The organism is Pedobacter cryoconitis, from assembly GCF_001590605.1.
Taxonomy (GTDB): Bacteria; Bacteroidota; Bacteroidia; order Sphingobacteriales; family Sphingobacteriaceae; genus Pedobacter; species Pedobacter cryoconitis_A.
In genome coordinates this window covers 3,938,751-3,954,053 of the sequence record NZ_CP014504.1, presented here as the reverse complement: position 1 = coordinate 3,954,053, position 15,303 = coordinate 3,938,751, and the positions used below count along the sequence as shown (strand labels likewise).

Annotated in this window: 6 protein-coding genes, 2 tRNA genes and 3 rRNA genes; 7 read left to right on the top strand and 4 right to left on the bottom strand. The window is 42.1% G+C overall.

Annotation, left to right across the window (positions count from 1 at the left end; genetic code table 11):
• Positions 1–147 precede the first annotated feature (147 nt).
• A complete protein-coding gene (locus tag AY601_RS16350; RefSeq protein ID WP_068402980.1) occupies positions 148–618 on the top strand; it encodes a DUF4337 domain-containing protein in 471 nt (156 codons plus the stop codon).
• A gap of 27 nt (positions 619–645) precedes the next feature.
• On the opposite strand, the gene AY601_RS16345 is transcribed toward AY601_RS16350, so the two are convergent.
• Together AY601_RS16345 and AY601_RS16340 are read right to left on the bottom strand one after the other, a co-directional pair.
• Positions 646–1,548, bottom strand: coding sequence for an IS3 family transposase (locus tag AY601_RS16345; RefSeq protein ID WP_157287972.1), 903 nt, complete (start codon positions 1,546–1,548; stop codon positions 646–648).
• Positions 1,485–2,003, bottom strand: a complete 519-nt coding sequence (locus AY601_RS16340; RefSeq protein WP_068402976.1) for a helix-turn-helix domain-containing protein — start codon at positions 2,001–2,003, stop codon at positions 1,485–1,487. Before AY601_RS16340 ends, AY601_RS16345 begins: the two co-directional genes overlap by 64 nt.
• A gap of 1,347 nt (positions 2,004–3,350) precedes the next feature.
• On the opposite strand from AY601_RS16340, the gene AY601_RS16330 reads away from it, so the two are divergent.
• From AY601_RS16330 to AY601_RS16305, 6 genes are all read left to right on the top strand, one after another.
• Positions 3,351–4,872 (top strand): 16S ribosomal RNA (locus tag AY601_RS16330).
• A 220-nt stretch (positions 4,873–5,092) separates the two neighbouring features.
• A tRNA-Ile gene (locus AY601_RS16325) sits at positions 5,093–5,166 on the top strand.
• 15 nt (positions 5,167–5,181) lie between these two features.
• Positions 5,182–5,255, top strand: a tRNA-Ala gene (locus AY601_RS16320).
• Positions 5,256–5,492: 237 nt separating this feature from the next.
• A 23S ribosomal RNA gene (locus AY601_RS16315) occupies positions 5,493–8,374 on the top strand.
• A 156-nt stretch (positions 8,375–8,530) separates the two neighbouring features.
• Positions 8,531–8,642 (top strand): 5S ribosomal RNA (rrf, locus tag AY601_RS16310).
• Together the 16S, 23S and 5S rRNA genes with 2 tRNA genes alongside form the textbook arrangement of a ribosomal RNA operon.
• 277 nt (positions 8,643–8,919) lie before the next feature.
• Positions 8,920–9,900, top strand: a complete 981-nt coding sequence (locus tag AY601_RS16305; protein WP_068402973.1) for an acyl-ACP desaturase — start codon at positions 8,920–8,922, stop codon at positions 9,898–9,900.
• 105 nt (positions 9,901–10,005) lie between these two features.
• Here the strand turns inward: AY601_RS16305 and AY601_RS16300 are convergent, their stop codons facing one another.
• Together AY601_RS16300 and pafA are read right to left on the bottom strand one after the other, a co-directional pair.
• The gene (locus AY601_RS16300) at positions 10,006–13,398 is read right to left on the bottom strand and encodes a methylmalonyl-CoA mutase family protein (protein WP_068402972.1); all 3,393 of its coding nucleotides are present in this window, start codon (positions 13,396–13,398) and stop codon (positions 10,006–10,008) included.
• Between the two features lie 191 nt (positions 13,399–13,589).
• Positions 13,590–15,248 (bottom strand): alkaline phosphatase PafA, encoded by a 1,659-nt coding sequence (pafA, locus tag AY601_RS16295; protein ID WP_068402970.1) that lies wholly within the window; start codon positions 15,246–15,248, stop codon positions 13,590–13,592.
• Between the last annotated feature and the right edge of the window lie 55 nt (positions 15,249–15,303).

Sequence of the window (15,303 nt, the reverse complement as noted above, 5' to 3'; positions counted from 1 at the left end):
TACCCCAAATTATTCTATTGCTCAAAATAGGTTGCCAGATAATAGAAGTTCGGGATTGTCTGATATAACAAGTCTTTTCAATTTGGAGATGGGAATAACACTGAGATTTTAAATCATTTATCTGGTTAACATATTTAAAGGCAACTTATGGAAGAAATTGAAATACCTACAGAACATCTTCATGAAACTATACAGGAGAAATCAGAGGAGGCGTTGAAGGGGGCTGAAAATAAGTGGATAATGTATTTAGCTATATCTACTGCTTTGGTTGCTGTTTTTGCTGCTATTGCAGGATTAATGGCTGGGCATCATTCGAATGAAGCATTAATTGAACAAATAAAGGCTTCTGATCAATGGGCTTATTACCAGGCAAAGGGGATTAAAGCGGAAATCAGATCTCTACAGGTCAATGGATCGGGCGATGCTGCCAAAATAGAGCAATATAAAAAAGAACAGCAGGAGATAAAGAAGGTCGCTATAGCACATGAAAAATTATCTGAGGCTCATTTGGATAAACATGTGTCATTAGCTAAAGCGGTTACCTTATTTCAAATAGCCATTGCTGTTTCTGCGATTTCAATTCTGACCAAAAGAAAGAGTTTGTGGTATTTGAACTGACCCCAAAAAGTTGGACAAAGTTAAAAATTAGTTATTAATATAATGAGCTCGATATTTTATCGGGCTCATTCCTTTTAGATTGAGTTTTATTCGATCGTTATTATAATATTCAATGTATTCTTCAATATCTTGTTTAAGATCATTTATCTTGTTATACTTTTTGAGATAGAAAAGTTCAGATTTTATGATGCCAAAAAAGTTTTCAATAACAGCATTATCCAGGCAGTTACCTTTTCTGGACATACTCTGTCTAATGCCTTTCTTCTTCAACATTTGCTGATATTTTTTCATCTGGTATTGCCATCCCTGATCTGAGTGTAAAATCAGATTTGTGTTGCTATCAATTTTTTTAAATGCATCTTTCATCATCAGTGATACCTGCTCAAAATTTGGAGATTCAGATAAGTTATAGCTAATAATTTCCCCATTAAATAACTCTATAATCGGAGATAAGTATAGTTTTTTATCACCTACCTTGAACTCTGTAATATCAGTTGCCCACTTTTGACAAGGCTGTGATGATGAGAAATTGCGATTCAATAAATTGGGTGCGATTTTACCTACCTCACCCTTATAAGATCTATATTTCTTTCTTCTAATCAGTGATTTCAGCTCTAGCCTACCCATCAATTTTGAGACTGTTTTATGATTGATAATGCACCCCTTATTTTTCATTTCTAAAGTGATCCTTCTATAACCATACCTTCCTTTGTGACGATGATAGATCTTTTTAATTTGATCTTGGGCAGTATCATGCTTTCTCAATATTGATTTGGTTTTTAAGTGGTAATAGAAACTGCTCCTGGCCATTTTAAATATATCCAGTAATAGTGCTAGTGGATATTTATGCCTTAACTCTTCAATGGCTAACGCTGCTTCTTTTGCGGGGCTTCTTTTTTCTGAGTTAAGGCTTCGAGCTTTTTTAGCAATTCATTCTCCGCTTTTAAATATAGATTCTCCTTTTCAAGCTCTTCCAGCCTGGTTAATGCCTTTTCGGTTTTTTTCTGAGGCTTATTTCCTTTCATAATTTTACGGCCTTTCTGTTGAGCAGTTAAGCCGTCATCACCCAAGTGCTTATGTATTTTTACCCAGGAGCTTACTATTCCAATAGAAGGAATCTGATAATGTAGACAGCAGTCCCGCAAAGATAATCCTTTCTCCAGATACGATTGAATAACCTTTAACTTAAATTCCTTACTGTATTCTTGATTGGATTTTCTCAATAACCCTGAGAGGCCTGCTGTTTTATAATGATCAATCCATTTTCTGATTTGGGACGTGGATACTGTCCATTTAGTCGATAATGTATGAATCGAAGCCCCACGCTGATGAGCGTTAACAAGCTTCAGTTTAAAAGCCGATTCGTGTTTTCTGTATTTAGCCATAAAAATGCCCCCAAATAGTGTCTAACTTTTTGGGGGCAGTGTAATTGGGACTCCTTTTTTCATTAGCAGGGATTTTGTCATTCTTATATGGTATGATGTAATCAGGCTGGCGTATTTATTATTTAATTTATACGTGACTTAATACACGTACTATATGGCCAAAGGTGGAGATTTCTCTGCCTTTTTTAGTTTAAATATATAGACTTGATACTTTTGATGTGAAATTTTTCTGATAGGCCAGATGTATATAATATAGGGGAGAAGGAAAAGTACCCCCTTATCTATCGTCTTCACGACACAAATTGGCCGTTTATATATTTGTTCTTGCCTAAATTCTTCGGAATCAGACTGTTTTTGAGCTGGATTCAAATAAAAGCAGTAAAATAACCGTTCAGGTCAAGCGAATCCAGTACAGTTATAGAAGAGAAGTGCTACTGTAGTGTATTAGAAGGACCTTGAAACGACTTTGGGATGAGGTTAGAATGACTGTGGTCATTGCAAGGTCATTCCAACGTCATTCCAACCTCATCCCAAGGTCATTCCAAGGCACTATTTGACCCCTTTTCAACACCTGTTTTTGTGCCCGAGGCCATGTTTTGGGTTTTTACCTCTGTTATATAGTATTATAGTGGTGTTTTAAAGCCAGGCCTGGTCGGGCTTGTGCTATTTTTTTAACCGTTTGAAGTGGCAATAGCTATGGCCTGTAAAGGTTTTTAAGGGATTTGAAACTGCAATCCTGGTTGGTTGGTGCTGCGGTTGGATTTAGTTTGAAGTATTTCGTGTTGGAAATCATGCAGTTAGGGGATGTATACAATTATTCGTGTGATATTGTTTGGCGGATGGGATAATTTTCCTACTTTTGCATCCCGCTTCGGAGGAAGGGAAACAGTGAAAAGGGTACAGTGAAGGAGATTGAAAGGATGTAAAGTAGAGGTTGTTGTTAAGCTTCAGAAAGGAATTAAAACTTTCTGAAAATAAAAAAGAAAAAGCTTGACAAAACGAAAAAGATTTCTACCTTTGCAGTCCCAACAAAAACGGGAAGCTTTACAACGGATGTTGACAAGGCAATACTAACAAGACTGAAACGATGAAATACTGGAAAAGACCTGAAGAACATTAAGACTTTAGGAATTGGAAAGTAAATCATTGCAACATATAAAGGCAACCGTGAGGTGCTGCCGAGAAGTTCATTAAAGAGATGTCATTTACAAACGTAGCGAGGTAAGCTAGTACAAGTTCAAAGTACATGAACCGCGCGAGTTTTTTAAGTCTGTTCTGACAGACAAATAAGAATAAGACTATTATTAATACAAGTTAAGAATGGTCAGCGTTCAAACATAACATTTTACAATGGAGAGTTTGATCCTGGCTCAGGATGAACGCTAGCGGCAGGCCTAATACATGCAAGTCGAACGATACTCTTTAGCTTGCTAGAGAGGAAAGTGGCGCACGGGTGCGTAACGCGTATGCAACCTACCTTAATCAGGGGGATAGCCCGAAGAAATTCGGATTAACACCGCATAAAATCACAGCACAGCATTGTGCAATGATCAAATATTTATAGGATTAAGATGGGCATGCGTGACATTAGTTAGTTGGCGGGGTAACGGCCCACCAAGACCACGATGTCTAGGGGATCTGAGAGGATGACCCCCCACACTGGTACTGAGACACGGACCAGACTCCTACGGGAGGCAGCAGTAAGGAATATTGGTCAATGGAGGCAACTCTGAACCAGCCATGCCGCGTGCAGGAAGACAGCCCTCTGGGTCGTAAACTGCTTTTATTCGGGAATAAACCTGCTTACGTGTAAGTAGCTGAATGTACCGAAGGAATAAGGATCGGCTAACTCCGTGCCAGCAGCCGCGGTAATACGGAGGATCCAAGCGTTATCCGGATTTATTGGGTTTAAAGGGTGCGTAGGCGGCTTTTTAAGTCAGGGGTGAAAGACGGTGGCTCAACCATCGCAGTGCCCTTGATACTGAAGAGCTTGAATGAACTAGAGGTAGGCGGAATGTGACAAGTAGCGGTGAAATGCATAGATATGTCACAGAACACCGATTGCGAAGGCAGCTTACTATGGTTAAATTGACGCTGAGGCACGAAAGCGTGGGGATCAAACAGGATTAGATACCCTGGTAGTCCACGCCCTAAACGATGAATACTCGCTGTTAGCGATACACAGTTAGCGGCTAAGCGAAAGCGTTAAGTATTCCACCTGGGGAGTACGGTCGCAAGATTGAAACTCAAAGGAATTGACGGGGGCCCGCACAAGCGGAGGAGCATGTGGTTTAATTCGATGATACGCGAGGAACCTTACCCGGGCTTGAAAGTTAGTGAATCATTTAGAGATAGATGAGTCCGCAAGGACACGAAACTAGGTGCTGCATGGCTGTCGTCAGCTCGTGCCGTGAGGTGTTGGGTTAAGTCCCGCAACGAGCGCAACCCCTATGTTTAGTTGCCAGCACGTTAAGGTGGGGACTCTAAACAGACTGCCTGTGCAAACAGAGAGGAAGGAGGGGACGACGTCAAGTCATCATGGCCCTTACGTCCGGGGCTACACACGTGCTACAATGGATGGTACAGAGGGCAGCAAGCTGGTAACAGCAAGCAAATCTCCAAAAGCCATTCACAGTTCGGATAGAGGTCTGCAACTCGACCTCTTGAAGTTGGATTCGCTAGTAATCGTATATCAGCAATGATACGGTGAATACGTTCCCGGGCCTTGTACACACCGCCCGTCAAGCCATGGAAGTTGGGGGTACCTAAAGTATGTAACCGCAAGGAGCGTCCTAGGGTAAAACCGATAACTGGGGCTAAGTCGTAACAAGGTAGCCGTACCGGAAGGTGCGGCTGGAATACCTCCTTTCTGGAGTAAGACAGATTACTCGCTGCGTAAATGATATACCAATGAAACTCTAACACATAGAGTAACTAAGTATATAAGTAAATGACAATAAAATCTCAAAAAGAAAAACCCATAGGATGAAACATCAACATGAGTGTTGTTCACCTGCTGAAAGAAGGAATTGACCGAGGAAAAGGAATTGTGCTGAGACACCTCAACAACAACCCTGACCCAGGAAAATAGTCCCGTAGCTCAGTTGGTTAGAGCACTACACTGATAATGTAGGGGTCAGCAGTTCAAATCTGCTCGGGACTACATTATATATTCTAAGGGGGATTAGCTCAGCTGGCTAGAGCGCCTGCCTTGCACGCAGGAGGTCAACGGTTCGACTCCGTTATTCTCCACGATTGGCCCGTAGTTAAGATAAAAGCTACAGGAAATAGGGTAGAGGTAGTAATACTGTAATACCTGGGACAATAAAGTTCTTTGACATATTGGAAGAAGTTAATAAAGAAGAGCAAACAACAATAGAGACGTTGTTAGCTTGAAGGAACTACTAGTGTACTTGTACACAAAATGGAACTGTAAGGTTAATAACAGAATAAAAAAGCATTTCCATAGGCGCAAAAGGCTATGGAGAGAAGAAAGTAAGAAAGAGTACACAGGGGATGCCTTGGCTCTCAGAGGCGATGAAGGACGTGATAAGCTGCGATAAGCTCCGGGGATTAGCAAATATGAATTAATCCGGAGATTTCCGAATGGGGAAACCTGGCTAGTTGAAGACTAGTCGCATTACGATGCGCAAACCTGCCGAACTGAAACATCTAAGTAAGCAGAGGAAGAGAAAATAATAATGATTTCCTAAGTAGTGGCGAGCGAACGGGAAAGAGCCCAAACCAGTTATGTTACGGCATAGCTGGGGTTGTAGGACTACGATATGGCATTAATGAAATGAAGTGGAACAGGATGGGAAGCCTGGCAAAATAGCGTGAGAGCCGCGTACACGTAAGTAACATTAGTCTAGTAGTATCCTGAGTACCGCGAGGTCGGAGACGCCTTGTGGGAATCTGCCGGCACCATCCGGTAAGGCTAAATACTCCTGAGAGACCGATAGTGAACCAGTACCGTGAGGGAAAGGTGAAAAGAACCCCGAACAGGGGAGTGAAATAGAACCTGAAACTGTGTACTTACAAGCGGTCGGAGCGTCCAGGTGGCGTGACGGCGTGCCTTTTGCATAATGAGCCTACGAGTTACTCTTCTCTGGCAAGGTTAAGTGTTTAAGACACGCAGCCGAAGCGAAAGCGAGTCTGAATAGGGCGTATAGTCAGGGGAGGTAGACGCGAAACCTTGTGATCTACCCATGGACAGGTTGAAGGTGCGGTAACACGTACTGGAGGACCGAACCGATAAACGTTGAAAAGTTTCCGGATGATCTGTGGGTAGGGGTGAAAGGCTAATCAAACTGGGAAATAGCTCGTACTCCCCGAAATGTTTTTAGGAACAGCGTGGTGGTAAAGTTTATTAGAGGTAGAGCTACTGATTGGGTGCGGGGGAGTCAAATCCTACCAAATCCAGACAAACTCCGAATGCTAATAAATATACACTGCAGTGAGGCCCGGGGTGCTAAGGTCACGGGCCGAGAGGGAAAGAACCCAGACCATCAGCTAAGGTCCCCAAGTTACTACTAAGTTGAACTAACGAGGTGCGATTGCCTAGACAGCTAGGATGTTGGCTTGGAAGCAGCCATTCATTTAAAGAGTGCGTAACAGCTCACTAGTCGAGCGATCGTGCATGGATAATAAACGGGCATAAAGTAGTACACCGAAGCTATGGGTAATATTAAATATTACGGTAGGGGAGCATTCCAGCGGCAGCGAAGTTATGACGTAAGTTGTGGTGGAGCTTCTGGAAAAGCAAATGTAGGCATAAGTAACGATAAGGCAGGCGAGAAACCTGCCCACCGAAAGGATAAGGTTTCCTGATCAACGCTAATCGGATCAGGGTTAGTCGGGGCCTAAGGAGAACCCGAAGGGGAAATTCGATGGACAACTGGTTAATATTCCAGTACTTTTTATAACTGCGATGTGGGGACGGAGTAGTGACACTGCCGCGATCTGACGGAATAGATCGTTAAAGACTGTAGGTATTGGAGAGGTAGGCAAATCCGCCACTCTAGCTGAAGGTCGATAGTACCGCAAGCCTTCGGGTAAGTGGATAGCGCAGGTAATCAGACTTCCAAGAAAAACCGCTAAGCTTCAGGTTATAAAAACCCGTACCGCAAACCGACACAGGTATCCGGGAAGAGAATTCTAAGGTGCTCGAGTGAATCATGGCTAAGGAACTCGGCAAAATGGCCCTGTAACTTCGGGAGAAGGGGCGCTGACAGCAATGTCAGCCGCAGTGAAAAGGCCCAGGCGACTGTTTAACAAAAACACATGGCTTTGCAAAATCGAAAGATGAAGTATAAGGCCTGACACCTGCCCGGTGCTGGAAGGTTAAGAGGGGATGTCATCTGTTAAAGGAGAAGCATTGAATCGAAGCCCCAGTAAACGGCGGCCGTAACTATAACGGTCCTAAGGTAGCGAAATTCCTTGTCGGGTAAGTTCCGACCTGCACGAATGGTGTAACGATCTGGGCGCTGTCTCAGCCATGAGCTCGGTGAAATTGTGGTCCCGGTGAAGACGCCGGGTACCCGCAACGGGACGGAAAGACCCCATGCACCTTCACTACAATTTAACATTGACATTGGATACAGGATGTGTAGGATAGGTGGGAGACTATGAAGGGGCGTCGCTAGGCGTTCTGGAGTCAACGTTGAAATACCACCCTTTTTGTATTCGGTGTCTAACCCCTTTCGGGGGGGACATTGTTTGATGGGTAGTTTGACTGGGGTGGTCGCCTCCAAAAAGGTAACGGAGGCTTTCAAAGGTAAGCTCAATACGCTTGGTAACCGTATGAGGAGTGCAATAGCATAAGCTTGCTTGACTGTGAGGCAGACAAGCCGAGCAGGGTCGAAAGACGGATATAGTGATCCGGTGGTTCTGCATGGAAGGGCCATCGCTCAAAGGATAAAAGGTACGCTGGGGATAACAGGCTGATCTCCCCCAAGAGCTCATATCGACGGGGAGGTTTGGCACCTCGATGTCGGCTCGTCACATCCTGGGGCTGGAGAAGGTCCCAAGGGTTCGGCTGTTCGCCGATTAAAGTGGCACGCGAGCTGGGTTCAGAACGTCGCGAGACAGTTCGGTCCCTATCTGTTGTGGGCGTAGGAATTTTGAGTGGGGCTGACCTTAGTACGAGAGGACCGGGTTGGACTAACCTCTAGTGAATCTGTTGTTCCGCCAGGGGCATTGCAGAGTAGCTACGTTGGGAATAGATAAGCGCTGAAAGCATCTAAGTGCGAAACTAGCCACGAGATGAGAATTCCATATAGGACCGTAGCAGACTACTACGTTGATAGGTTACAGATGTAAAGCTGGTGACAGCATAGTCGAGTAATACTAATCATCCGAAGCTTTCAAGAGCAATAAACTGTTGTTTGTTCTTCATAACTAACTTCTTTCAATAATATGTCATCGTTTGATACCCGCCTGCAAACAGCAGAGCAGGAGCAGACCATTACAATATCAATCGAGCAATCGCTGTAGAAAGCGATCAAACAAAAGCTGGATAAAGACATTTAGGTGCCTATATCGGTGGTGTCCACCTCTTCCCATTCCGAACAGAGAAGTTAAGCCCACCAGAGCCGATGGTACTGCGGTAACACGTGGGAGAGTAGGTCGGTGCCAAATCTTAAAGAAAGCCTGTAGGAAACTGCAGGCTTTTCTTGTTTACAGAATTTTTTTGTAAACAAGCCCTACAGCCAACTCCTTCAGCAGCTACTTATTTCATTAAAATATGCAACAATCAGACACTTTCATCTGTTGTATAAACAGATCTGATAAATTCTTTAATAATTTGCTTTCATACAATAACATTTTTTAAGCATAATCTGCTATTAAATGGTGTCAGAAAGGCATTATGAAATAATTTTGGTTATCTTTGGTGTTAAACTAAAACACACATATAATGAGTTTTTTTGCTGAAAAAAGACGGGAAGTAATGCTTCACATTGAGCAATATATGCTTGATATGATGGATACTTACCTGAAACCGATTGATACAAATTGGCAGCCAACTGATTTTTTGCCTGTTTCTACCAGTGATACTTTTATTCAAGATATAAAATCCCTTCGCGAAACTGCAAATGACCTTTCATACGATCTTGTTGCCGTATTAATTGGCGATACTATTACAGAAGAAGCATTGCCAACATACGAATCATGGTTATCCATGGTTGATGGTATTTCAAGAAATGAACAGGGTGGCTGGATGAAATGGGTGCGTCACTGGACTGCTGAAGAGAACAGACACGGTGATTTATTAAATAGATATCTTTATTTATCTGGTCGTGTTGATATGCGCCAAATGGAAATCTCTACGCAATATCTTATTGCTGATGGTTTTGACATTGGTACTGGTCACGACCCTTACCGTAATTTCATTTATACAAGTTTCCAGGAGCTTGCAACTAACGTATCTCACCGTAGGGTAGCTTCTTTAGCTAAAAAGGACGGAGATACTTTACTTTCAAAAATCTGTGGTGTAATTGCCTCTGATGAAGCCAGACATGCTAAAGCCTACAAGGATTTCATGTCTAAAATCTTTGAAGTTGATCCGAGTGAAGCTATGATTGCTTTTGAAGATATGATGCGTATGAAGATTGTTATGCCTGCTCACTTCCTGAGAGAAATGGGAATGAAAATGGGGCAGACTTTCGGTCACTTTACAGATGCAGCACAACGCTTAGGTGTTTATACTGCAGTTGACTATGTGGAAATCATGCAGCAGCTTATTGTAGAGTGGAAAATTGAAAGTATGCAGGATCTGAATGAAGCAGGTGAAAAAGCACGTGATTATATCATGGCTCTGCCAAGCCGCTTATTACGTGTTGCTGAAAGAATGAAAACTCCAACTATGGAATACAAATTCAGCTGGATACACGCTTAATACAATAAAAATAATTCCGATACTAACCCTAAAAGAATAACTTATAAGTAATAGCCCGGATCTACCATCCGGGCTATTACTGTTTATGAGAATTACAAAGTAAGTTTACATATTCCTTCTGTATTGTCCACCCACCTCATACAAAGCATTTGAAATCTGCCCAAGGGAACAGATTTTACAAGCTTCCATTAAAGCTTCAAAAGTATTTCCGCCTGCAATAGCTATTCTTTGCAACTCCTTCAAGGCCGCTACTGTATGGTCAGCATTTCTTTTCTGGAATTCATCCAAAGCAGCAATCTGAAATTGTTTTTCCTCTTCTGTTGCACGGATAATTTCGCCGGGAACAACTGTTGGTGATCCGTTTTTATTTAAGAATGTATTTACACCCACAATCGGATATTCTCCATTATGCTTCAAGGTTTCATAATACAGGCTTTCTTCCTGGATTTTACTCCGTTGGTACATCGTTTCCATTGCGCCTAAAACGCCGCCTCGGTCATTGATCCTTTTAAATTCAGTCAGTACAGCTTCTTCTACCAGGTCTGTTAAATCTTCAATAATAAAGGCACCTTGTAAGGGGTTCTCATTTTTAGCTAATCCCAGTTCTCTGTTAATGATCAGCTGAATAGCCATTGCTCTTCTTACTGAATCTTCTGTAGGTGTAGTGATAGCTTCATCATAAGCATTGGTATGCAGCGAATTACAGTTATCATAAATTGCATATAATGCTTGAAGGGTAGTTCTTATATCGTTAAAATCAATTTCCTGTGCGTGCAATGATCTGCCCGAAGTCTGAATATGATATTTAAGCTTCTGTGAACGGTCATTTCCTTTATACTTGTTCTTGATCGCCTTTGCCCAGATGCGTCTGGCTACGCGGCCTATTACCGCATATTCAGGGTCTATTCCATTAGAGAAGAAGAAAGATAAGTTGGGCGCGAAATCATCAATATGCATGCCTCTGCTCAGATAGTATTCTACAAAAGTAAATCCGTTACTTAAAGTAAAAGCCAATTGTGAGATTGGATTCGCACCAGCTTCGGCAATGTGATACCCTGAAATAGAAACAGAGTAGAAATTGCGTACTTTCTCATCAATAAAATACTTCTGAATGTCACCCATCATTCTCAAGGCAAACTCTGTAGAGAAAATACAGGTATTCTGTGCCTGATCTTCTTTAAGGATATCTGCCTGTACTGTACCACGGACAGTACTAATCGCATAAGCGCGGATTTTAGCATAAACATCAGCTGGTAAAACCTGATCGCCGGTTACACCCAACAGCAATAAACCAAGTCCATTATTACCTTCTGGCAATGCGCCGCTGTAAACAGGCCTGTCAATTTTCTTTTCCTTATAGATTTGAGTAATCTTCTCATTAACCTCGTCTAACAGTTCATGTTCAATAATGTATTTCTCACATTGCTGATCAATAGCCACATTCATAAAGAAGCCTAACAGCATAGGAGCAGGGCCATTAATGGTCATAGATACTGAAGTAGAAGAAGCACACAGATCGAAACCTGAGTATAATTTTTTCGCATCATCCAGTGTCGCAATACTCACTCCTGAATTCCCTATTTTGCCATAAATATCTGGTCTGATATGCGGATCTTCGCCATATAGGGTTACCGAATCAAATGCAGTAGATAAACGGTGTGCAGGTTGTCCAAGGGATACATAATGGAAACGCTTGTTGGTTCTTTCTGGTCCGCCTTCTCCTGCAAACATCCTGGTTGGATCTTCTCCATCACGTTTCAGCGGAAATACTCCGGCTGCGTAAGGGAATTCACCCGGGACATTTTCCGTTAATAACCAGCGCAGGATATCTCCCCAGTCTTTATATCTTGGCAGGGAAACCTTAGGGATCTTGAGCTGTGATAAAGATTCATAGAATAAAGGTTGTTTAATCTCCTTATCCCTTACTTTATAGACAAAATATTCTTCTTTATATTTTTGAACAGTTTCTGGCCATTCTCTCAATAATCTGCGACATTGTCCATCTAATTGTTCCTCTAAGTGATTATAGATATCCTTCAGGGACGCCTTTAATGGTTCTGTATCTTTCCCTGTCTTTGCAGACTTTTCGTCTTCACAAAGCTCCAGTACGCCACTTAGCTGATAAAGCTTTCTGGCGATACCACTTTGAAGGTCAACCCATTCATTATAAGCCTGGCTTGATTCTGCAATTTCTGCCAGGTATCTTGAACGGTCTGGTGGAATGATATATATTTTCTCTGATTGACCTGCTGTCATCAGCATTCTCGCCTTGAAGTCTGTTCCTGTGCGTTCTTTGATCTTCGCCATCAGGGCAGTAAACAGGTTATTCATTCCAGGATCATTGAACTGAGAAGCCATCGTACCGAATACCGGAATGGTGTCGTCTTTCGCTTCAAACAGGTTATGGTTCCTTTTGTATTGTTTGCGGACATCGCGCAAAGCATCTAAAGCTCCACGTTTATCAAACTTGTTAATCGCCACTAAATCGGCAAAATCAAGCATGTCTATTTTCTCTAATTGTGTTGCTGCACCAAATTCCGGTGTCATTACATATAGAGAAACATCGCAATGCTCTGTAATTTCTGTATCAGACTGACCAATACCTGAGGTCTCCACAATAATCATGTCGTAGCCTGCAGCTTTACAGATATCAATGCTTTCCTGCACATTGACAGACAAGGCTAAATTTGCTTGTCTTGTCGCCAGTGAACGCATATAAATTCTTGGATTGTTAATGGCATTCATCCTGATCCGGTCACCCAGTAATGCTCCGCCTGTTTTTCTCTTAGAAGGGTCAACAGAGATAATTGCCAGTGTTTTGTCTTTCACTTCCATCAGGAAACGCCTCACCAGTTCATCTACCAGCGAAGACTTTCCAGAACCACCGGTGCCGGTAATCCCTAATACAGGAGCCTGGCTTTTGCTGGTCAGTACTTTCAATTCGTTGACGAATGCTTGCGCACCTGCAGGATCGTTTTCGGCAACTGTGATTGCAGAAGCAATACTTCTTACCTCTTTGCGGGGGATCATCTCCAATTCGTTGGTAATTGACTTGGTGGTGATAAAATCTGTTTGCTCCAGCATGTTATTGATCATCCCCTGTAAGCCCATTGTCCGGCCATCATCAGGAGAGTAAATCCGGGTGATCCCGTAGGCTTGGAGTTCTGCAATTTCAACAGGTAGGATTACACCACCTCCACCTGCAAATATTTTAATTTTTGCAGCTCCTTTTTCCTGAAGCAAATCATACATATATTTGAAATATTCCAGGTGCCCGCCTTGATAGGAGGTCATTGCAATACCTTGTACATCTTCCTGAATTGCACAATTGACAACTTCTTCTACAGATCTGTTGTGACCGAGATGGATAACTTCCGCGCCTGAAGATTGCAGAATACGGCGCATGATATTTATGGTAGCATCGTGTCCGTCGAAAAGGGCTGCTGCTGTTACAAAACGAATTTTATTTTTGGGTACGTAGCTCTTAATTGGTTCCATTAAAGAAATTATATTTGGTCAGTAAAGTTAATAAAAACTATATAGCAAGTTTGATTATTGAAAGTCAAAATAATATATAACTGCTGTTTTCTATTGCTTTTAAAATATAAAGGCACAAAAAAAGACAAACCCTATCTGGACACACAATTTTTTCAAATTAGGAGTGCGGAGTGAGCGTTTGTCTTTTTATTTTATTGATGCGTCAGCTCTGTAATAGGTTCCCCTACACAGCCACTTGGCATTTGAATATGAAGCATTGCTGCTATTGTAGCTGCAATATCTGTCATGTGATGCGTTTGATTCGTTTTACCGGGCTTGACATTCCATCCCATAAAAACAAGAGGAATATGCGCATCGTATGGATTCCATGCACCATGTGTAGTCCCTGTTTTTCCACCGTCAAACCAGTTTGGCTGTAAAATGAAATAGACATCTCCGCTGCGACGAGCATTGTATCCATTGGTAATCATTTGTTTTTGTACAGCGGTCAATGTGCTTTCTGAAATACGGGCTAAATCTACAGCATCGGCAAATCCTTCAAGCGTTCTTAAGTATTCAATAGATGCAGACTTCATTGCTGTGAAATCAATTTGCTTGAAATCAGGATTGTCGTGGTTAAAGATGAGCTGATTGTTCATGGCTAACAATACTGGCTTTTTGATCTTAAATTTGCTTTCCAGATAAGTATTCAAACCGGTCACAATGGCTTTATCATCTACCACGCCACCAGGAAGTTTATTTTCTTTCATAAATCCAGGAACGTGTGCTGCACCATGATCTGCGGAAAGGAATAAAAGGTAATTTCCTTTACCTACTGTTTTGTCCAGGTAATTGAAAAAGTCTTCCAGGTCTTTGTCCAGACGCAGGTAAGTGTCTTCTGCTTCGATTGAATTTGGTCCGTATTGGTGACCAATATAATCAGTCGAAGAGCAGCTTACCGCTAAAAAATCTGTAATGTTGTCCTGGCCAAGATCTTCTGCTTTAATGGCTACTTTGGCAAGATCAAGTGTGATTGTATTTCCGTAAGGAGTACTTCTGATCATGTCATAGTTTTTCCCTGCATAAAGTTTTAAAGGATGTGGGAAGGTTGGTGTTGCTTCTCCTCTGGTTTTACCTTCATAGTCTTTATTATCGGCTGTGCTTTGTGTATAGCTTTCAATAGGATAAAGCGTATTCCAGTTTTGCTCATAATATTTATTGGCCATTTTCAGCTTATTATAGTCCTGCACCCATGCTGGAAGCTGAGACATGTAATAAGTACTGGTAATCCAGTCGCCGGTTTGGCCATCGTACCAGTAAGCGCCATTTGGTGTATGACCAGCTGGCAGGATTGAGCCACGGTCTTTTAACGAAATACCAACTACTTTACCTTTGAAGTTTGTAGCCAGGCGCAGTTCATCTGTGATCGTACTGCTCAGTAAATTTTTAGGAGACATCATACCTGCCCTGGTAGTTGAGCCTACAGATACTACACTTGTATCTTCTGTACAGTAAACGTTTCTTCTTAATTGGGGGTCATACCAATCATTACCAACAATTCCGGTAATTGCAGGTACAGAACCCGTGTAAATACTGGAGTGCCCAACGGCAGTATAAGTAGGGGTATAAGGGATGAATGTATTCTCAGCTGAAAATCCATCATTGATCAGGCGTTTGAAACCTCCGTTTGAATATCTGTCATAATAACGGTAAAGATAGTCCCAGCGCATTTGATCGACAACTAATCCGATAACGAGTTTCGGACGGTCAATGGTTGCAGGATAAGTTCCTGTACTTTTTGTTTTTTTCTGTGCCAGAGTCACTGTGCACAAACAACAAAGTGCGGTAAATAACAGGTAAGTTTTCTTCATCAGGTATTGATTACATTATTATATAGGTTAATAAACCAGCTAAACCTGCTGTAAA

Coding starts and splice junctions, on each gene's coding strand:
- AY601_RS16350 (WP_068402980.1), top strand. CDS start 148: ATGGAAGAAATTGAAATACCTACAGAACATCTTCATGAAACTATACAG.
- AY601_RS16340 (WP_068402976.1), bottom strand. CDS start 2,003: ATGGCTAAATACAGAAAACACGAATCGGCTTTTAAACTGAAGCTTGTT.
- AY601_RS16305 (WP_068402973.1), top strand. CDS start 8,920: ATGAGTTTTTTTGCTGAAAAAAGACGGGAAGTAATGCTTCACATTGAG.
- AY601_RS16300 (WP_068402972.1), bottom strand. CDS start 13,398: ATGGAACCAATTAAGAGCTACGTACCCAAAAATAAAATTCGTTTTGTA.
- pafA (WP_068402970.1), bottom strand. CDS start 15,248: ATGAAGAAAACTTACCTGTTATTTACCGCACTTTGTTGTTTGTGCACA.